This is a genomic window from Euzebyales bacterium (assembly GCA_035461305.1).
Taxonomy (GTDB): domain Bacteria; phylum Actinomycetota; class Nitriliruptoria; order Euzebyales; family JAHELV01; genus JAHELV01.
The window spans coordinates 1-18,954 of the sequence record DATHVN010000224.1; the positions used below are offsets into that span (position 1 = coordinate 1).

The window sequence follows — 18,954 nt, forward strand, 5'->3', positions numbered from 1 at the left end:
TGACCCTGCATGCCACCGAGCCAGGGCGGTATCTGGGCGAGTGCGCCGAGTTCTGCGGCGTCCAGCACGCCAACATGCGGTTCGAGGTTATCGCGGTGTCGCCGGCCGAGTATCGGCAATGGCTCCGCGACATGCTCGAGCCCGCAGCGGAGCCACGAACCGAGGCCCAGCAGCGTGGCTACGACACGTTCATGTCCTCGAGCTGCGCGGCCTGCCACGCAATCCGCGGCACCCCGGCGGACGGGCAGATCGGTCCGCCGCTCACCCACTTCGCCGCGCGCCGCTGGCTGGGTTCCGGCGCGGCGCCCAACGACCGCGGGCACCTCGGCGGCTGGGTCGTCAACCCCCAGTCCATCAAGCCGGGCAGCACCATGCCGCCGGTCGAGATCGACGCCGAGGACCTGCCCGCCCTGCTCGACTACCTGGAGAGCCTGGAGTAAGCATGTCGATCCTGGATCCGGCAACCGACTCCGCGGAACAGGTCAAGCGGCGCCTGCACGCGACGTGGTCGGATCCCGACGGGACGCCAGGGTTCTTCTCGACCGTCGACCACAAGCGCGTCGGCCACCGCTACCTCGTGACCTCGTTCGTGTTCTTCCTGATCGGCGGCATCGAAGCCTTGATCATGCGGACGCAGCTGGTGGGCCCCGAGGCCAACGTCGTCTCGCCAGAGGTCTACAACCGCATGCTCACCATGCACGGCACGACGATGTTCTTCCTGTTCCTGGGCACGATCATCGCCGCCTGGGGCAACTACATCATCCCGCTGGCCATCGGGGCGCGCGACATGGCGTACCCGCGGATGAACGCGCTGAGCTACTGGGTGTTCCTGCTCGCCGGCATCTTCCTGTACGCCAGCTTCTTCGTCGGAGCGATTCCCGACGGCGGCTGGTTCGCGTACGTGCCGTTGACGACCGACTACTCCGAAGGCCCGGCGATGGACTTCTGGGCGCTCGGTGTCGTGTTCGTCGGCATCTCGAGCACGGTCGGCGCCATCAACTTCATCGTCACCGTCTTCAAGATGCGCGCGCCCGGGATGACGATGAGCCGGCTGCCCCTGGTCGTGTGGTCGACGTTGACCACGTCGTTCATGATCCTGCTGTCGTTCCCGGCGATCACGCTGGCGCCGCTGCTGATGGCCTTCGACCGCATCGTGGAGACCCACTTCTTCGACGCGGCGCTCGGCGGCGATCCACTGCTGTGGCAGCACCTGTTCTGGTTCTGGGGCCACCCGATCGTCTACGTCGTCTTCCTGCCGCCGATCGGCTGGCTGTACATGATCATCCCGACGTTCACGCGCCGGCCGATCGCCGGCTACACGTGGGCGGTCGCGGCGACCGTCGCGACGGGGTTCATCAGCTTCGGCGTGTGGGTCCACCACATGTTCGCCACCGGACTTCCGGACGTGACCGCGAGCTTCTTCTCCGTGGCGTCGCTGGGCGTGTCGTTCCCGACCGCGGTGGCGTTCTTCGTCTTCACCGCGACGCTCTGGACGGCACGAACCATCGAATGGACCGCTTCGATGCTGTGGGCGGTCGGTGCGCTGATCAGCTTCGTCATCGGCGGCGTCAGCGGCGTGATGGTCGCGATCATGCCGTTCGACTGGCAGGCGCACGACACCTACTTCGTGGTCGCCCACCTGCATTACGTGCTGGTTGCGGGCAACGTGCTGCCGATGTTCGCCGCCTTCTACTACTGGCTGCCGAAGGTGACCGGCTGGATGCTCGACGAGCGCCTCGGCAAGCACAGCTTCTGGGTGACCGTCGTCGGCCTGCACCTGTTGTTCTTCCCCCAGCACTGGCTGGGCCTGGCCGGCATGCCACGGCGCGTCTACACCTACCCCGACGGCCTGGGCTGGACCACGGCGAACCTCGTCTCGACCGTCGGCGCCTATCTGTTCGCGCTCGGCGTGCTGATCTCGATCGTCAACTTCTTCTGGTCGCGGCACCGCCATGTGGCCGCCGGACCAAACCCGTGGGGCGCCGGGACCCTCGAGTGGGCGACCACGTCACCGGTGGCGCCGTACAACTTCGCGCAGATCCCGGTCGTGCGTGACAGGTACCCGCTGTGGAGCGCCGACGGCGGAGCGATCGCCGAATCCGTCGGCATCGAGCCGCGGCCGGGCGGGATCGTGCTGGCCCCCGAGGAGGAGCACCACGAGACGCTCGAGACCGTCGGGCTCGACGCCCGCTACGGCGGCGTGCTCGGGATGCCGGGCCCCTCCTACTGGCCGCTGTGGACCGCGGTGAGCACCTTCGTGGTGTTCTTCGGCTTCCTGATCCACAACGCGATCACGCTCGGGATCGGCGTCGTTGCCGTGATCGTGTCGCTGGTCGGATGGCACGCGGGTCACATCAGAGGGGATGAGCACTGATGTCCGCCACACGTGCCTCAAGCAGCGACAGCGGTAGGCACACATCATGAGTGCCTCAAGCAGCGACAGCGGTAGGCACACGTCATGAGCGTCGACGCGGTCGCGGGGCGGCTCGACGTCCCGAGCGCGCAGGGGCGCAGCCTCGCGTGGTGGGGCATGGTCATGACGATCCTGACCGAGGGCACGCTGTTCGCGATGCTCATCTTCGTCTACTACTACCTGTTCAGCCGGGCGTCGGAGTGGCCGCTGGGTGGCATCGCGCCGCCGGAGCTGCTCGTCGTCTCGGTGCGCACGGGGCTGCTGTTCGCGAGCAGCGTGACGATGAGCATCGCCGACCGTGCGATCCGCCGCGGCAGGGCCGGCATGACGAGCGTGTCGCTGGTCATGACGTTCCTGCTGGGTGCGGTGTTCCTGGCCGGCCACGTCGAGGAGATGCTGCGGCTGCCTGAGGAGTTCACGTGGGCGACCAACGTGTACGGGTCGCTGTTCTACGTGATCGTCAACTTCCACGGCGCCCACGTGCTGATCGGCCTGCTGATGCTCGCGTTCGCATACGTGGCGCTGCGGCGCGGCCGTTACAGGGCTGACAGCCACGAGGGCCTGAAGGTGACCGGCATGTACTGGCACTTCGTCGATGTCGTCTGGGTGTTCGTGTTCCCGACCCTGTACTTCGTCCCCCACCTGCTGGCGAAGTGATGAGTGCACTGCGCGACGTCCTGCGCCGACGCGGTCCCGCTGCGCCCGCGAGCATCAACTACCTGGAGCTGACGTTCGCCGTCTTCGGCGGCGCGGCAGCGTGGCTGTTGCGCCTCATCGTCAACGCCTCGCTCGTCGAGTACTCGTGCCTCATCGACGCGACCTGGCCGCTGTGGCTGGCGACGCTGCTCGCCACGGCGGTGGCGGTGCTCTCGTTGCTGGCCGCGTGGCACTACCACCGGTTCGCGGGTGGGCCCGACGAGGGCGGCGCACGCTGGTTCGCGCTGCTCGGCCTGATGTTCAACGCCCTCGCGATCGCGGGCATCCTCCTCGAGACCTCGCCGGTCCTGTTCCTCGACGTGTGCAGCTCGGTGCAGCTGTCGTGACGGTCATCCTGGCCCACGGTGGCGAGCTGACCGGACCCCACGACCTGTGGGTGACGTGGACACTGGATCCGGTCGTGCTCACCGCGATCGCCGTGTCCTGCTGGTCGTACGCGGCCGGTGTGCGTGCGCTCTGGGGCTCGGCCGGCACCGGCGGTGGTGTGGCGAGGGTGCAGGCCATCGCGTTCGCCCTGGCGATCGCCGCGATCGCCGTCGCGCTCGTGTCGCCCGTGGACCCCGCGGGCGAGGCTCTGTTCAGCGTCCACATGACCCAGCACGTGCTCCTCACCCTGGTCGCCGCACCGCTGTTCGTGCTCGGATCACCGCTGCACGTCATGGCCTGGGGACTGCCGACGCCGCTGCGCCGCCGCGTCGGACGTTGGCAGGGACGGCTGCGACGGATGCTGTCGCACCCGGCGCTACCTGCGGCCGGCCTGGCCGCGTTCACCGCGGTGTTCACGGCCTGGCACGTCCCGGTGCTCTACGACGTCGCGATCGCCGACGACGGCGTCCACGCCCTCGAGCACGTGACGATGCTGTTGTCAGCGCTCGCCTTCTGGGCGCCGGTCGTCCGCCCACGGCGCACCAATCCGGGCATCGGCGTGCTGCTGCTGTTCGTCTCGATGATCGCCAGCGGTCTCCTGTCGGCACTGCTCGTGTTCGCGCCGACGCCCTGGTACGCACACCACGGCACGACCGCGTGGGGACTGACACGTCTCGCCGACCAGCAGGCCGCCGGCGCGGTCATGTGGGTCCTCGGCGGGACCATCTACGTCACGTCCGGCGCGATCGTGGTGATGCGCTGGCTACGCCTCGACGAGGAGACCGCACGTCGGGCCGAGCGCGGCGCCACGGCTGCGGCCCGGGCCCGGCGTCCGGCCGGCGGACACACCTAGTCAGATGGAGCGGCCGTTTCATGCTGACTTAGGTGTTTCACATCAGAAGAAGACCGAACGCCGACCCATCAGGTTGCGGTACAGCATGTGCTGGACGGTGTCCCGGACGCGGTCGGACAGCTCGAGCACAAGCATCGGATCGTCGGCGGCGTCCGGCGGGTAGTCCGTCACCGTGATCGGCGTGCCGAACTCGATCAGCCACCGCGACGGCAGCGGCAGCAGGCCCAGCGGGCCGAGCAGGGGGAACTGCATCGTGATCGGGAAGTACGGCAGGTTGAGCAGCCGGGCGAGCCATCGGAGGTTGCCGACGATCGGGTATGTCTCCTCCGACCCGATGATCGCGACGGGGATGATCGGGACCCCAGCGCGCAGCGCGACCCGCACGTACCCACCACGACCGAACCGGGCCAGCTTGTAGCGGTCGCGGAACGGCTTGCCGATCCCCTTGTAGCCCTCGGGCCACACGCCCACGAGCTCGCCGCCGGTCAGCAGGCGAACGGCGTCGTCGTCATGCGCGAGGGTGTTGCCGGTCTTGCGCGCCAGCTCGCCGATCACCGGTAGGCGCAGCGCGAGGTCGGCGGCCAGCTCGCGCAGGTTGCGGTGCGCGGGATGCTCGTCGAGCAGCGCGACCTTGGTCATGATCGCGTCGAACGGCAGGGCTCCGGCGTGGTTGGCGACGAGAAGCGCCCCGCCCACGTCGGGGACGTGCTCGAGCCCGGCCGTGCGCACCCGGAAGTACGAGCGGTACAGCGGCCGCGCGAGCGGCAGGATGACCTGCTCCGTGAGCTGCTGGTCGAACCCGAACACGTCGATGTCGTAGTCACCGGTGATGCGCCGTCGCAGGAAGCACAGGACACCCGCCACGAACCGCGCCAGGTCGTCGTCGCCCGCCGCGGCGGTGTGCGGCGGCGGCGGTGCAGGGTCTGGGTCGTGGATCCGGCAGCGGCCCGACGGACCCGCCCAGTTGCGGCACCGTCCACCGGTTGGCAGGGGTTCCGCGCAGCGCTGGCCGACGGAGCGGTCGATGGCGATCACCTTCGCGAGGTCAGGATCGCGCCTGCTCATGACGGGTGCCCACCGCATGTGTGCCCACCGCTGCACGAGCCACTCAGGACGTGCCCCGGTCGGCGGTCGTCCATCGCACTCATGGGGTGCCCCCATCGGACGTCATCCGTCGCACCATGCCGACCGTCCGACGCTCCCACGATCGTAGGCGCTCGCGGTCGACGAGGGGCGCGATGCCCTGCTCGTCCAGGAACGACTCGAGCGTCGCACGGGCGCCGTGGGCGGGCTCGTAGCCGAAGCGCTCCCGCAGACGGGTGATGTCGGCGACACGCCCGTACGACAGGTAACGCAGCTGGTCGGTCGGCACGTCGAGCAGGCGGGTGCGGCGAACCACCCGCGCCACAGGCTCGACCAGCGGGAGCGGGACGGGCATGGTGGGCCGGCCGGCGATGCGCGCCGCCTGCGACAGGTACAGCACGCCGGGTCCCGCGACGTTGAAGATGCCGGGCCGCGTGTCCAGGCACGCCTGGTACAGCACCTCGATCGCGTCGTCCGTGTGGCACAGCTGCAGCCGCGGGTCGTACCCGAGCACCGTCGGGATGACCGGCATCGCCAGGTAGCGGCTGAACAGCGTGTCGATGCCAGCGCCCAGCATGTTGGCGAAGCGCAGCACCGTGAGCACGACGTCGTCGCGGCGCCGGGCGAACGCCCGCGCGTAGCCCTCGACCTCGATGACGTCCCTGGCGTAACCGGAGTCCGCGTGGGTCGTGGCGTCCTCGGAGAACATCGACCGGTTCGCCGCGTCACTGCCGTAGACCGCGGTCGTCGACTTGCAGATGAAGGTCCGCAGCCGCGACGCTCGTTGTGCGGCGGCCAGCAGCTGCATCGTGCCGATGACGTTGTGCTCCTTGCGGTCGCGGCCAGAGCCGCCCGGCGTCGCGCTGATGTCGAGGTGCACCAGCGTGTCGATGCGCTCCCGCTCGAGCAGCCTGGCGACGACCGGCGACGACGGCTCCGCACGGACGATCCGGGTCGTGTGCAGATCGTGGGCCGGCAGGCGGGTGTCGACCCCGACGACGAGATCCACCCCGTCGTGGGCTGAGAGCCGCCGGGCGAGCGCGGCGGCCAGGCCCCCGGCGATGCCGGTGATCAGGACCCGCCAGCCGTCAGACACCGCACCTCCCAGCCGGCGCAGTGGCGATGACCACCAGACACGCCGCCGTACGGCCAGCGTGCCCGCCACGCCTGGACCCAACCATGCCACCACCCTGCACCGGCCACCTCACACCGGCGGTCCCATCCGGACGAGTCGCCGTCCCCTCGTGTCGGACGCGTTCCGTGACGTGTGCTTGAATGTCGCATCCAGCGGGTGCCCGAGCGACGAAGACATGGGCAGCACCGCGTTCCATGACGTTCTCTGAGGAGAGGAGCTCTTCGATGCGCATTCGGTTGACCGCACTGCTCACGGTGGCCCTACTGCTGATCCTTGCCCCCGCGGCCTCCGCCCAGTCCGATTCGGGCACCGTCACCGTCATCCACGGTGTGCCAGCCAAGTAGTCGCCCCAGCGGTCCACTCCATCACCCTCCGTAGGGCACAACGACACGCGCGGTAGGGCAATCGGACGCAGGCGCTCAACCCTAAGCATTACGAGTAGGCTTTACCGCTAACAGAAACGGCCTTGTGAGCCATCCCGCCCGTTCACAAGGTCGCTTTCTTATGCAAGTTCTTTCTTTCGGGCGCTTTCCTACTGTAACGGCTGTTCCTGCGCCTGCGACCGATGCACTGCGGAGGAGCCGTTACCTGGCTGCGGTGCGCAGCCACCCGGCAACGGGTCGAGCAGTAGCGCGCGTCGCGTCTCGCGGTGCCAGGGATGGGCTCGCCGCACTGCGAACAGGTGCGCTCGACGTATCGCCGCCCCTTTCGGTACGCATCGCGGCACCGCGAGGAGCACAACCGTGGGCGGTCACCAGTCTTTCCGCGTCGGACACGCTCAACCTCCGCGAGCAGGTCCGCGTGCTGGGCCTGCGCGTCGGCCATCTCCTCCTTAACGACACGGTCGTCACCGTTCTACGGCGGTCGTTCCCACCATGCGGGCCAGTCAGCGAACAGCGGCGAGCGCTCAAGGTCTCCACGGAGATGCGCAAGGTTCAACGAGCCCACCCAAAGCTCGGCGTTGCGCGCCTTGCGCTGGGCCTTCCACACAAGGTGTCCGCGTCGGGCGCGACCTCCGAACACATACCGCCCGCAGGCATCGCACCGTCCACCCTCTAGGCCCTCAGGCTCATGCACCGGGCAGTAGGCACGCCAGCGGTAGCGCCCGGCCCAGCCGTACTCCTCCATGTCCAGCGCGACGGCTGGCTGTCCGCAGATCGAGCATGGATCGGCCGACGTTGCCGTAACGCCTATTCCGGCCCGTGCGCGTCGGGGCTGCGGAGGAGCCGCTACATCACTCATGCCCACAGGATAGCACCGCAGTTGCCCTCTTTGCGGTGACGATCCCGCGCGCTGACCAGTGGCTAGTACATACTCCTTCCTTTACAATGGCACCCATGATGTAGTAATATCAATCGGCTCCGCAACCAATACTAGCTGACTGTCGGTTGTTTCCAGTATATCGGTTAGCCTGGCATGGTCCGTCCTGTTACGGCCCAGCCTGTCCAGCTTCCATGCAATAACCCCATTGATCATTCCCGACGATAGGTCCCGTAGCAGTCTTTCAAACTGTGGACGCTTTACCCCGCGTTTCCAACCGGACCTATTCTCATCCGTGTAGGTATCGACAGTAGTCCAGTTGTCTTTACTGTCTACCCGTCCTGGCATGCCTTGGCTTGCCTATCCGTAGACGTTTGATCCGGTTCGCGCTTGTCTGAGAGCCGTGTGTAGATGCCAAATCGTAGATTGTTGCCGCTGTTTTCCATGACGTCTTTCCGATGGGCAAGATTCTGCCCACCAGGTTACCACTGGGGGGAGTGCGTGTTCGGTGTGCCGGGAGTCACGGTCGACGTCTGGGTCAATGGTGAACCGACGCTCGAAGGCTTCGAGTCCGGCACCGTGACAGACCCGCTCGAGCTGCCCGCGGGCAGCTACGACGTCGAGATCTTTGCGGCGGGGGCGGACCCCGAGACCGAGGATCCTGTGATCTCGGGCTCGCCCGACCTGGAGGCCGGCGCCAACGTCTCGCTGGTCGCTCACCTCGACGCCGAGGGCACTCCAACGCTGGGCGTGTTCACCAACGACACGTCGACGATCGACGCCGGCGAGGCGCGCGTCACCGTGCGCCACACGGCTGCGGCCCCGGCGGTCGACATCCTCGCCAACGGTGATGCCGTCTTCACCGGCGTCGAGAACGGCCAGGAGGGCGTCGCCGACCTGCCGGCCGGGACGATCGAGGCCGCGGTCACGCTGGCCGGCGAGACCGACCCGGTCATCGGACCGGCCGAGGTCGACCTGGGCGAGGGCGTCAACACCATCATCTACGCCATCGGCAGCGCCGAGGACGACACACTCGACCTGCTGATCCAGACGATCAGCGGCCTGCACGAAGCCCCGTCCGGTGTCGAGTCGGGCACCGGCGGCCTGAAGGCGGCCGAGGAGCAGCGCGCCGCGCAGCTGCCGTGGCTGGCCGGGCTCGCCGCGATCGTCGTGGTCTGGGCCGGGCTGGGTGTCCACCGCACCGCGCTCTCCCGCCGCTAGGGGTCGCGGTCGCGCACGCACAGGATCGGGCCGTGGACGCGTTGGAGGGGCGCGTCACGGCCGGTCCCAACTCCGCTCGCTCGCGGCGGCTACGGTCGTCGTCGCGACCTGAGGTGGTGCACTGAGCCAACGCATGCTCGCAGGAGCGATCACCGCGGCGATCCTCGCTGCGGTGATCGCTGCTGTCGTCACGTTGCTCGGGGCGCGCGGTGGTCCGCCGTCGGACGCCGCGGAGGTTGCTCCGACGCCGTCGCCGGTCGCCAGCCCGGCGGTGCCCAGCCCGCGGCCGGAGCGCACGGAGCCGGCACCTACGGCGGAGCCCAGCCGGAAGGCCGCACCGAAGATCACCACGCGCTCGGCCCGTCTGGAGGACGTGGTGACCGACCAGGTCACCCCGACCAGCCTCGACATCGACGCGATCGGCATCGACGACGCCCCCGTCGACGCCGTCGGCGTCGAGTCCGACGGGTCGATGGAGATCCCCGTCGACGTCTCACGGATCGGCTGGTACGAGTACGGTCCAGCTCCCGGCGATGAGACTGGCTCCGCCGTGCTCACCGCGCACATCGACAGCCGCACCCAGGGACGGGGCGTGTTCTACGACTTGGACGCAGTCGAGGCCGGCGATACCGTCGGTGTCGGCATGAGCGACGGCACCACACGCACCTTCGTGGTCGACGAGATCCGCCAGATCCCGAAGGTGGACCTGCCGACCGGCGACATCTTCCGCCGGGACGGCAGGGCCAGGCTGGCATTGATCACGTGCGGCGGTACCTTCGATCCGTCGAGCCGCCACTACCTCGACAACCTCGTGGTCCTCGCCACGCCGACCGGCTGAGGTCGGCGGCGACATGGGGGAACGGGTACGCCGGCTGGCCTCGATCGACGAGTCCGGCCTGCTGCGCTCGCGGACACCGCTGGAGGCCGATGTCGAGTCGCGCTTCGGCAGCGACGACCCCGCGGTCCTGCGTGCCGCGTTCGACCTCTGCGGCGGCGCCGTGCTCGCGTACGGCAGGCGACTGCTGCCGTCGAACGAGAACGCGGAGGACGTGGTGCAGCAGGTCTTCGTCACGGCCTGGTGCCAGCGTCACCGATACGACCCGGAACGGGCGAGCCTGCTGTCGTGGCTGCTCGGCATCGCCAGGCACAAGGCGATCGACCGGCTGCGCCTGCTCGAGCGGGAGCGGCGGGTCATGCTCGAGGACCGCAGCCGGGTGGTCGACGAAGCCGGCAGGACCGCAGACCGCCTGCTGGTCGCCGAGGCGCTCAGCTGGTTGCGGCCTGAGCAGCAGCAGGTGCTCGAGCTCGCTTTCTACGATGACCTGACGCACCAGCAGATCGCCGACAAGCTGGGCGTGCCGCTGGGCACGGTCAAGAGCCACGCCCGGCGCGGGCTGCAACGGTTGCGTCGCTTCCTCGACGCTCCAACGGTGGAGGCCACCTGATGCGCGCGCACCAAGACTTCAATGCGTCCACAGCGACCGCCGGTCCGAACACCTGAGGATGAACCATCTCCACCCCGACGAGCTCGCCGCCATGGCGATGGATCCCGACGCGGGAGACGTCGAGGAGCGCGCGCACCTGGACGACTGCGCACGGTGCGCCCGCGAGCTCGCCGTGCTGCGCGATGTGTCGTCCCGCGCGCGGCAGGCCAGGCCCGACGAGACACCGCCCGCCCCCCCGGAGGCGATCTGGGACCGCGTCGTCCACGAGCTGACGGAGGCCGGCGACCTGCCGGTCGAGCCGGTCGACCAGGTCGAGCCGCCGCGACCGGCCTGGCAGCAGCCATGGGCGGCGGCCGCGGCGCTCATCGGTGTGGTCGTGCTGGCCGCAGCGGTCCTCCTGTCGTTCCCCGGCGACGACGGCGCGGTCGTGGCCGAGGCGACGCTGGAGCCACTCGCAGACGTTCAGGCGGCGACCGCCGTGCTGACCGCGGACGGCGAGCAGCGGGAGCTGGCCGTCGACACGCCCGTGCTCCCCGACATCGACGGCTACTACGAGCTGTGGCTGCTGACGCCCGACGGGTCGGGCCTGGTCTCGCTGGGACCGGTGACCGGAACGGGACGCCACGAGATCCCGGCCGCGGTCGACACCGATCAGTACTCGGTCGTCGACATCTCGCGGGAGCCGTCGGACGGCGATCCGACCCACTCGACCGACAGCGTGCTGCGCGGACCCCTCCAGCCCACGACCTGACGATCACGCACGCGCGGCGGAGCAGGTGCGAGTGGCGGCCTCGGTCTACCGCCAGTCCAGCATCGCCGCAGTGACGGGCACAAAGACTGACGGGGCCAGGTTGTCGTCGATCGGCAGGACCGCGTCGGTGCGCCCACGGACCTGCGCGAGCGGCAGTGCCGGGTCGTTGACGTCGGCGATCGACAGGGTCGGCAGCCCAGCGGCGATGGCGGCGCCGGCCATGCCGTGATCACCGACGACCAGGTCGACCAGGCCGACGTCGAGGCTGCTCAGCATCGCCTCCATGAACACCGGACGGTGGCTGTGACGCAGGGACCCGCCGTCGTGGACGCACGCGACGCCTTCGATGTAGCGGATGCCCAGCCGACGCCCACTGCGGTCCCAGTCGAGCCACTCGTCGTCGAGCGGTGCCAACAGGAGGCTGCCCGACTCCTGCAGGCTGCGCGCCAGCGCCTGGTAGTGGCCCAGCAGGCCCGTGGGATGCCCTGTGGCGAACAGCACCCGCACGCCCCCCGACGCCGCCGCGTCCCGCAGACGCCGGCGGTGCTGCGCGATTCCGGCCAGGGCGGCGTCGGGGTCGATCCAGCCGTCGCCGTCGGGATCCTCAGCGCCCAGCGGATCGCCGCCGCAGACCTCCCGCACCGCGGCGACCGCGTCGGCGACGGTGATGTCGCGCCAGTCGTCCAACCCGAATGTGTAGTCGTCGTGACCGCGGATCATCCTGTAGCAGTTGTTGACGGTGCTGCGGGGGCTGGTCCCCACCGAACCTGCCAGGCGGGTGCGCACCAGGTGGGTGGCCAAGCCGGTCGCGAGCTCGGTCGTCATGCGGTCCATCACACCTTGTCGTGTCGTCAGGTCGACGCGCCCCCCCGGCCGCGGCCGCTGCGGGGTCCGCGCTGCCAGACTGCCGTGCGAGCACGCCCGCTGCTGTCGCCCTGGTGCCGAGCGACAGCACGCGCAGGCCGTCAGGTGTGGCGGCCGAGGAGGTCGAAGGCGTTGCGTTTGAGCTGCTCGACCGCCTGCTTCGCTGCGATGCGCACCGAGTCGACCCGCTCTGCCCGCATGTGCACTGGCCGGTCATGGAAGGTCTCCGGCGGCCGGACGCCGGTCGCGTTCTCGGCCTCGTGCAGCCAGCTCCACGGCACCTCGTACGGCAGCTCTCCTCCGGTCAGCTCCGCGAAGTAGATCGTCCACGCCCGCGGCACGACGGTCGCGAGCTGGTAGCCGCCGCCGCCGACCGCGACCCACCGGCCGTCCGCGAGCCGGTGGGCCAGGCTGTGCAGGCGCGTTGCGATGTCCATGTAGTCGTCGGTGATGAGGCCGAGGTGGGCCAGGGGGTCCGTGGCGTGGGTGTCGCACCCGAGCTGGGTGACCAGCACGTCCGGGTCGAACGCGTCCATCGCCGGCGGGACGACGGCGTCGAACGCCGACAGCCACACCTCCCCGTTGGTGCCGGGCTCGAGCGGCACGTTGAGCGACGTGCCCCGTGCGTCGCCCTCGCCGATCTCGTCGGTGAACCCGGTTCCCGGGAACAGGTAGCGGCCGGACTCGTGCAGGCTGATCGTCAGCACCCTGGGGTCGTCGTAGTAGAAGGTCTGCACGCCGTCACCGTGGTGGGTGTCCACGTCGACGTAGGCGATCCGGCGAGCGCCGTTGTCGAGCAGCCAGTTGATGGCCGCGACCGGGTCGTCGTAGATGCAGAAGCCCGACGCGCGGCCCGGCATCGCGTGGTGCAGGCCACCGGAGGGGTTGAACGCGTGCGACACGTCCCCGCTCCACACCGCCGACGCCGCAGCCACCGACGCGCCGCAGACCTCGAGTGACGCCTCGTGCATGCCGGTGAACGTCGGGTTGTCACCCCAGCCGAGGCCGAACTCGAAGCCCGCTCCTCCGTGGGGGTCGAGCGATGCCGCCATCACGGCCTCGACGTACGGCGCCGTGTGCATGCGCAGCACGTCGTCGGTGGTGAACGGCGCCCGCGGGAGGACGTCGACCCCGTCGACGTCGACCAGGCCGCATGCGCGGATCAGCCCGACCGTCAGCACGACCCGGATCGGCTTGAGCGGGTGGTCCGGGCCGAAGTCGTACCTCAGGTCGTCGTCGCCCCAGATCAGCGCGGTCGTCATCGACCCTCCTCGCGGTCCGAGCCCCCAGTGTCGCAACCCCGTCAACCCTCGGCTGTGGCAGCCGACCCCGACACACCGCCACCCGCTGCCACGCCGACACGCCGTCACTCGCGGCGCAGCGCGGCCACCGGGTCCATGCGGCCGGCCCGGCGGGCGGGGAACACGCCGAAGATCACGCCGACGGCCACGCTGACGCCGAACGCCAGCGTCACGCTCCACCAGGTGACCTCGGCGGGCACCGGCGTGAACCGCTCGGCCGCGTACGACAGCCCGATCCCGCCGAGAGCGCCGAGCACCCCACCGATGCCGCACAGCACAATCGCCTCGACCAGGAACTGCCGGGTGATCTCCCGGGTGCGTGCCCCGAGCGCCTTACGCAGGCCGATCTCACGTGTCCGCTCACTGACCGAGACCAGCATGATGTTGCTGACGCCGATGCCGCCGACGAGGAGGCTGATGCCGGCGATGGCGGCCAGGACGAGCGTCAACGTGTCGAGGATCCGTCCGGCGACGCCCAGGATCTCGTCCTGCGACACGATGCTGAACTCGTCGGTCTCGAAGCGCTCGCCGAGCACCTGCTCGATGACCGCTGACACGTCGTCGAGGTCTCCACGGTCGTCGGTCCGCACGAACAAGGTGTCGATGGTGCGGATCCCGAACAGACGCTGCGCCGCGGTCAACGGCACGTAGACCTGGCTGTCGCGATCGACGCCGAGCGCCGTTCCGAGTGGCTCGACCGTGCCGATCACGCGGAACCGCAGGCCGCCGACGGTGATCTGGCGCGCGATCGGGTCGATGCCGCCGAACAGTCCGTCGGCGGCGCTGGCACCGAGCACGGCGACACGACGCGCCGTCGCCAGGTCCGACTCGTTGAGGAACTCGCCGCGCGCGATCGGGCGGTTGACCACGTCGTCGAAGTCGGCCGTCACGCCGATCACGCTCGTGAAGGCGGCGCCGGTGTCGCTGCGCACGCGCTCACCGCTGGCGATGCTGCCGGTCACGCGGGCCCGGCCGCGCAGCTCGCGCGACAACGAGTCGATGTCGTCGAGCGTGAACTGGCTGCGCGTCGGCGCCTGGCCGAACTCGAAGCTGCCAGGCGCGATGAGCAGCAGGTTCGAGCCGAGGTCCTCCACACCGGCCGTGACCACGGACCGGGCGCCCGAGCCGACCGCCACGAGCAGGACCACCGACAGCACACCGATCACAACGCCGAGCACGGTCAACCCCGACCGCAGCCGGTTCGCCCGGATGGCGGTCAGCGCGATCCTGATCGACTCCGTGAAGCTCATCTCGGCACCCCGTCGCTGCTGCCGTCGACGATCATCCCGTCCCGCAGCCGGATCTGGCGTGGCGCGCGGGCCGCGATCTCCGGGTCATGTGTGATGACGATCAGCGCGGTCCCGCGGTCGGCGTTCAGCTGCTCGAGCAGGTCCATGACACCGTCCCCGGTCGCCGTGTCGAGGTTGCCGGTGGGCTCGTCGGCAAGCAGGATGCGCGGATCGGTGACCAGCGCACGCGCGATGGCGACCCGTTGCTGCTCGCCGCCAGACAGCTCTGACGGATGATGGTCGAGGCGGTGACCGAGGCCGACCGCCTCCAGCGCCTCGCGGGCACGGGCCGCCCGCGCGGCCCGCCCGACGCCCGCGTAGACCAGTGGCAGCGCGACGTTGTCGAGCGCAGAGGTCCGGGCCAGCAGATGGAACTGCTGGAACACGAAACCGATCTCGGCGTTGCGCAGCCGAGCCAGCTGGGTGTCGGACATGGTCGCGACGTCCCGACCGTCCACGCGCACGGCGCCGGTCGTCGGGCGGTCGAGGGCACCGAGCAGGTTGAGCAACGTCGACTTGCCCGAGCCGCTGGGACCGACGATCGCGACGAACTCCCCCCGCGCGACCGTGAACGACACGCCTCGCAACGCCCGGACGCCCTCCTGCGTGCTCCCCAGCTGGTACGAGCGCGTGACGTCGTCGACCGCGATGACCGGGGCCACGGCGGTGGTGTCAGCCATCGGTGCGGACGGCGTCACCGTCACTGAGGTCCTCGTAGCCCGAGACGATCACCTGGTCGTCGCTCCGCAGGTCGGGAGCGTCCACGGCCGCCCGCTGCTCGCCCAGCGCGTCGACCTCGACGCGGATCAGCACGGCCCGACCGTCGCGGACGACGAACACCGCCTGGCCGCCCTCACGGCGCACGATGGCACGGGCAGGCACCGCCTGCGCGGACGTGACCGTATCGGTGACGATCTCCGCGCTGGCGGTCATGCCCAGCCGCGGCCGGCGGCGTCGCCGGCTCGGCAGGTCGAGCAGCTGCACGCGCACCGGGTACGACACACCTCCAGTCGCGCCTGTCTGCGCCTCGAGCGCGACCGACGTCACCTCGCCGGTGAAGGTGCTGTCGGGAAAGGCATCGAGCAGCACCTCGGCGGTCTGCCCGACGGCCAGCTGCGGCGCATCGATCTCGTCGACGTCGGCGCGGACGTACAGCTCGGACACGTCGAACACCGTGAACACCGTCTGGCCGGGGGTGATCTGGCTGCCGATCTGCAGCTCCCCGCCCTGCTCGGCGGTCGCGGTGCCCAGGCCGCCGGCCAGCGCGTCGGCCGCACCGACGTCGGCGAGGCCGCCGGGCAGCGTCGCGGTGGCGCCCGTGGCGGCCCGGCCGAGCTGCACGACGCCATCGATGGGCGCCAGCAGATCGAGGGCCTCGGCCTGTGCCGCGGCGGCCTCCGCGGCGTTCGCCGCGGACGCCGCCTGGCCGGCGGTCGCCTGGGCGAGCGCCTGGTCGAGCACGCTGCTGAACGAGGCGGCCACGGCATTCTGCTGGGCGGCGGCAGCGCGGCCTGCGGCGAGCAGCGCGTCGCGCACGTCGTGGTACGCGGCCTCGAGCAGGTCAACCGTCTGCCGTGCAGCGCGCCGCTGCTGCTCGTCAGCGATCGCGTTCGCCTTCCTCCGCGCCGCGCGCAGGTCCGGACGCACATCGGCGTCGAGCCCGACGACCGACTGCCGTGCGGCCGCGACCGCCGTGTCGCCCGGCGGATCGACCTGCACGCCGATGCGGGACGCGTTGACGGCCGACTCGGCCGCCTGCGCCTGTTCCAGCGCGAGTTCGACCTCGTCATTGACCAGCCGCACGACGAGATCGCCCGCCTCGACGCGCCGACCGTCGCGCCGGCGGATGTCGGCGACGACGCCGGGCGCGGTCGCGGTGACCGGCTGGCGGTTGGCGGCCTCGACGACCGCCGGGGCCGAGATGGTCTGGGTCACCTCACCGTCGGTCACCTGCACGACCTCCACGAGTGGCGTGTCGTCGCCGGAGCAGCCGGCCACCAGCACGGTCGCGAGCGTGGCGGCACACAGCGCGCGCAGGCTCCGTGACGACCCTCCGCAGCGCACCTCGCAACGGTCCTTTCGACGACACAGGCCGGCTCGCCACTGTAGGTCGGGGCGCGTCTTCGCGGCGCCTGTTCCACGGACGACCGCACGACCCGGCGCCACCGCGCCGGGCCTGCCGGACGCGAACGTTTGCGGTGCCCAGGCGCGATCCGCAGAACTGGCACTTCCATCGTCGTGCGGACATCTGCTACCGTCGCAGTAGTGTGGCCCGCCGTCCGCCATTTGTTGCGTCACCCGCAACAAGGGGCCGCGGCAAAGCTCTGCCCCGGGGTCGACTGACCCTCCGCGACGCGCGAGACGAGGAGACCGATGAGGAGCTTCATCGAGTACCTGACGGCGCCCGGAACCGTCGAGGCACTGACCGAACAGGGGATCGAGCACATCAAGCTGGTCGGCATCTCTGTCATCCTCGCAACCATCATCGGTGTGAGCCTGGGGATCGTCGCGCACCGCTCGAGTCTGTTGCGCCACCCGATCATGAACACGCTGTCACTGCTGCTCACGATTCCGTCGCTGGCGTTCTTCGCTCTGCTCCTCCCGCTCGTGGGCATCGGCGACACGGCGCCGATCATCGCGCTGACGTGCTATGCGCTGCTGCCGATCGCGCGCAACACGCTGGCGGGCCTTGTATCGGTCGATCCGGCGGTGGTCGAGTCGGGACGCGGCATGGGGATGAGCAACACCCAGCGCCTGCTCCAGATGGAGCTGCCCGTCGCCTGGCCGGTGATCCTCACCGGCATCCGGGTCGCCAGCCAGCTGACGGTCGGCATCGCCGCCGTCGCCGTGCTGATCGGCGGCAGCGGGCTGGGCGACGAGATCTACAGCGGCATCCGCCGCCTGGGCAGCGTCGGGGCGTTCGAGGCGCTCCTCGGCGGGACGTTGGCGATCCTTGTCATCGCACTGCTCCTCGATGGCCTCTTTCTGGTCATCGGCCGACTGACGACATCGAAGGGCCTCCAGTGACCTGGGCCTTCTGCAGCGGCTCTCCAGGCCATCGACAACGGAGCGAGGCGACGTGTCTGAGTACAAGATCCAGCTCAAGGAGCTGAGCAAGGTCTACCCGGGGATGTCCGAACCGGCCGTCAGGTCGGTCAGCATGGACATCCCGGAGGGCGAGATCGTGGTGTTCGTCGGTCCGTCGGGTTGCGGCAAGACCACGACGATGAAGATGATCAACCGACTGATCGAACCGTCGTCGGGCGAGATCTACCTGTCTGGCGAGAACGTCATGCGTGTCGACCCCGATGACCTGCGGCGCCGGATCGGCTATGTGATCCAGCAGATCGGCCTGTTCCCGCACCGTACGATCAAGGAGAACATCGGGACGGTCCCGAAGCTGTTGGGCTGGGACAGCAAGAAGATCGACGCCCGCGTGGACGAGCTGCTCGACACCGTGGGCCTCGAGCCCGAGAGCTTCAAGAACCGCTACCCCAAGGAGCTGTCGGGCGGGCAGCGCCAACGCGTCGGCGTGGCTCGCGCGATGAGCGCCGACCCCGACATCATGCTCATGGACGAGCCATTCGGGGCCATCGACCCGATCACGCGTGAGCGGTTGCAGAACGAGTTCCTTCGTCTGCAGGAGGAGATCAAGAAGACCATCGTCTTCGTCACCCACGACATCGACGAGGCCATCAAGATGGGCGACCGCATCGCGATCCTGCGCCAGCAGTCGGTCATCGCCCAGTTCGACACGCCCGAGACGATCCTCACCGCCCCCGCCGACGAGTTCGTCGAGGACTTCATCGGATCAGGCGCCTCGCTCAAGCGGCTGAACCTGTCGCGGGTCCGTAACGTCGACTTCCACAGCGACGTGCCCACCGGGACCTTCAGCGAGTCACGGGACGCCCTGTACAACCGGCTGCACGACTCGGAGTGGACGGCACTGCTGGTGCTCGACGACAGCGGCCGGCCGGAACGCTGGTTGCGGGCGACCGACTTCCGTCGTGGGGGCGACCTACGCAACAGCGGCCTGCCCCATGAGGCGCAGGTCGAGCCGCAGGCGACCCTCGCCGACGCACTCAACGAGATGATCGTCAGCAACGCCGGCTGCGCGGTCGTCGTGGACGGCCGCGGACAGTACCAGGGCCTGGTCGACATCGACACGATCATGCAGGCCATCCAGGGCATGCGTGACAGGACCGATGAGTACTACCGGGCGGCGAAGTACCCACCGGAGGAGGCGATCGCATGAG

The 18,954-nt window shown here is 69.6% G+C and carries 18 protein-coding genes; 11 read left to right on the forward strand and 7 right to left on the reverse strand.

Going from position 1 to position 18,954, the window contains the following annotated elements:
- The 5 genes from VK923_20330 to VK923_20350 form a co-directional block, all read left to right on the forward strand.
- Nucleotides 1–440 (forward strand): c-type cytochrome (locus tag VK923_20330; protein HSJ47025.1); only part of this gene is annotated, 440 nt, incomplete at its 5' end.
- A gap of 2 nt (nt 441–442) precedes the next feature.
- A complete protein-coding gene (locus VK923_20335) occupies nt 443–2,374 on the forward strand; it encodes a cbb3-type cytochrome c oxidase subunit I (GenBank protein HSJ47026.1) in 1,932 nt (643 codons plus the stop codon).
- Between the two features lie 84 nt (nt 2,375–2,458).
- Nucleotides 2,459–3,070, forward strand: coding sequence for a cytochrome c oxidase subunit 3 (locus VK923_20340; protein ID HSJ47027.1), 612 nt, complete (start codon nt 2,459–2,461; stop codon nt 3,068–3,070).
- A complete protein-coding gene (locus VK923_20345) occupies nt 3,070–3,456 on the forward strand; it encodes a hypothetical protein (GenBank protein HSJ47028.1) in 387 nt (128 codons plus the stop codon). Before VK923_20340 ends, VK923_20345 begins: the two co-directional genes overlap by 1 nt.
- On the forward strand, nt 3,453–4,349 hold the full coding sequence (locus tag VK923_20350) for a cytochrome c oxidase assembly protein (GenBank protein HSJ47029.1): 897 nt from the start codon (nt 3,453–3,455) through the stop codon (nt 4,347–4,349). Before VK923_20345 ends, VK923_20350 begins: the two co-directional genes overlap by 4 nt.
- Nucleotides 4,350–4,391: 42 nt before the next feature.
- Here VK923_20350 and VK923_20355 read toward each other — a convergent pair whose 3' ends face one another.
- Together VK923_20355 and VK923_20360 are read right to left on the reverse strand one after the other, a co-directional pair.
- Entirely contained in the window at nt 4,392–5,414 is a 1,023-nt protein-coding gene (locus tag VK923_20355) for a lysophospholipid acyltransferase family protein (protein ID HSJ47030.1), read from the reverse strand.
- A 79-nt stretch (nt 5,415–5,493) separates the two neighbouring features.
- Nucleotides 5,494–6,528, reverse strand: a complete 1,035-nt coding sequence (locus tag VK923_20360; protein ID HSJ47031.1) for an NAD-dependent epimerase/dehydratase family protein — start codon at nt 6,526–6,528, stop codon at nt 5,494–5,496.
- Between the two features lie 1,809 nt (nt 6,529–8,337).
- Between VK923_20360 and VK923_20365 the strand changes: the two genes are divergently transcribed.
- The 4 genes from VK923_20365 (at nt 8,338) to VK923_20380 (ending at nt 11,244) form a co-directional block, all read left to right on the forward strand.
- The gene (locus tag VK923_20365) at nt 8,338–9,048 is read left to right on the forward strand and encodes a DUF4397 domain-containing protein (protein ID HSJ47032.1); all 711 of its coding nucleotides are present in this window, start codon (nt 8,338–8,340) and stop codon (nt 9,046–9,048) included.
- Nucleotides 9,049–9,181: 133 nt separating this feature from the next.
- Nucleotides 9,182–9,886 (forward strand): sortase, encoded by a 705-nt coding sequence (locus tag VK923_20370; GenBank protein ID HSJ47033.1) that lies wholly within the window; start codon nt 9,182–9,184, stop codon nt 9,884–9,886.
- Nucleotides 9,887–9,899: 13 nt separating this feature from the next.
- Entirely contained in the window at nt 9,900–10,493 is a 594-nt protein-coding gene (locus VK923_20375) for a sigma-70 family RNA polymerase sigma factor (GenBank protein ID HSJ47034.1), read from the forward strand.
- A 58-nt stretch (nt 10,494–10,551) separates the two neighbouring features.
- Nucleotides 10,552–11,244, forward strand: a complete 693-nt coding sequence (locus VK923_20380) for an anti-sigma factor (GenBank protein ID HSJ47035.1) — start codon at nt 10,552–10,554, stop codon at nt 11,242–11,244.
- 45 nt (nt 11,245–11,289) lie between these two features.
- On the opposite strand, the gene VK923_20385 is transcribed toward VK923_20380, so the two are convergent.
- The 5 genes from VK923_20385 to VK923_20405 all read right to left on the reverse strand — a co-directional run bounded on the left by VK923_20385 (nt 11,290) and on the right by VK923_20405 (nt 16,762).
- On the reverse strand, nt 11,290–12,069 hold the full coding sequence (locus tag VK923_20385; GenBank protein ID HSJ47036.1) for a phosphatase: 780 nt from the start codon (nt 12,067–12,069) through the stop codon (nt 11,290–11,292).
- 140 nt (nt 12,070–12,209) lie between these two features.
- Nucleotides 12,210–13,370 (reverse strand): acetoin utilization protein AcuC, encoded by a 1,161-nt coding sequence (locus tag VK923_20390; GenBank protein HSJ47037.1) that lies wholly within the window; start codon nt 13,368–13,370, stop codon nt 12,210–12,212.
- 104 nt (nt 13,371–13,474) lie between these two features.
- Entirely contained in the window at nt 13,475–14,659 is a 1,185-nt protein-coding gene (locus VK923_20395) for an ABC transporter permease (protein ID HSJ47038.1), read from the reverse strand.
- On the reverse strand, nt 14,656–15,378 hold the full coding sequence (locus VK923_20400; GenBank protein HSJ47039.1) for an ABC transporter ATP-binding protein: 723 nt from the start codon (nt 15,376–15,378) through the stop codon (nt 14,656–14,658). The genes VK923_20395 and VK923_20400 overlap by 4 nt, the downstream gene beginning before the upstream one ends.
- Nucleotides 15,371–16,762 (reverse strand): efflux RND transporter periplasmic adaptor subunit, encoded by a 1,392-nt coding sequence (locus tag VK923_20405; protein HSJ47040.1) that lies wholly within the window; start codon nt 16,760–16,762, stop codon nt 15,371–15,373. The genes VK923_20400 and VK923_20405 overlap by 8 nt, the downstream gene beginning before the upstream one ends.
- Before the next feature lie 309 nt (nt 16,763–17,071).
- Here VK923_20405 and VK923_20410 point away from each other — a divergent pair, with 309 nt between their 5' ends.
- Both VK923_20410 and VK923_20415 read left to right on the forward strand, forming a co-directional pair.
- Nucleotides 17,072–17,725 (forward strand): ABC transporter permease, encoded by a 654-nt coding sequence (locus tag VK923_20410; protein ID HSJ47041.1) that lies wholly within the window; start codon nt 17,072–17,074, stop codon nt 17,723–17,725.
- A gap of 52 nt (nt 17,726–17,777) precedes the next feature.
- Nucleotides 17,778–18,953, forward strand: a complete 1,176-nt coding sequence (locus tag VK923_20415; protein ID HSJ47042.1) for a betaine/proline/choline family ABC transporter ATP-binding protein — start codon at nt 17,778–17,780, stop codon at nt 18,951–18,953.
- Nucleotide 18,954: the final 1 nt, after the last annotated feature.

What these genes read in the sequence shown, in the direction of transcription:
- VK923_20370 (HSJ47033.1), top strand. Translation starts at nt 9,182, where the DNA reads ATGCTCGCAGGAGCGATCACCGCGGCGATCCTCGCTGCGGTGATCGCT.
- VK923_20400 (HSJ47039.1), bottom strand. Translation starts at nt 15,378, where the DNA reads ATGGCTGACACCACCGCCGTGGCCCCGGTCATCGCGGTCGACGACGTC.
- VK923_20340 (HSJ47027.1), top strand. Translation starts at nt 2,459, where the DNA reads ATGAGCGTCGACGCGGTCGCGGGGCGGCTCGACGTCCCGAGCGCGCAG.
- VK923_20375 (HSJ47034.1), top strand. Translation starts at nt 9,900, where the DNA reads ATGGGGGAACGGGTACGCCGGCTGGCCTCGATCGACGAGTCCGGCCTG.
- VK923_20335 (HSJ47026.1), top strand. Translation starts at nt 443, where the DNA reads ATGTCGATCCTGGATCCGGCAACCGACTCCGCGGAACAGGTCAAGCGG.
- VK923_20345 (HSJ47028.1), top strand. Translation starts at nt 3,070, where the DNA reads ATGAGTGCACTGCGCGACGTCCTGCGCCGACGCGGTCCCGCTGCGCCC.
- VK923_20410 (HSJ47041.1), top strand. Translation starts at nt 17,072, where the DNA reads ATGAGGAGCTTCATCGAGTACCTGACGGCGCCCGGAACCGTCGAGGCA.
- VK923_20355 (HSJ47030.1), bottom strand. Translation starts at nt 5,414, where the DNA reads ATGAGCAGGCGCGATCCTGACCTCGCGAAGGTGATCGCCATCGACCGC.
- VK923_20395 (HSJ47038.1), bottom strand. Translation starts at nt 14,659, where the DNA reads ATGAGCTTCACGGAGTCGATCAGGATCGCGCTGACCGCCATCCGGGCG.
- VK923_20390 (HSJ47037.1), bottom strand. Translation starts at nt 13,370, where the DNA reads ATGACGACCGCGCTGATCTGGGGCGACGACGACCTGAGGTACGACTTC.
- VK923_20385 (HSJ47036.1), bottom strand. Translation starts at nt 12,069, where the DNA reads ATGACGACCGAGCTCGCGACCGGCTTGGCCACCCACCTGGTGCGCACC.
- VK923_20380 (HSJ47035.1), top strand. Translation starts at nt 10,552, where the DNA reads ATGAACCATCTCCACCCCGACGAGCTCGCCGCCATGGCGATGGATCCC.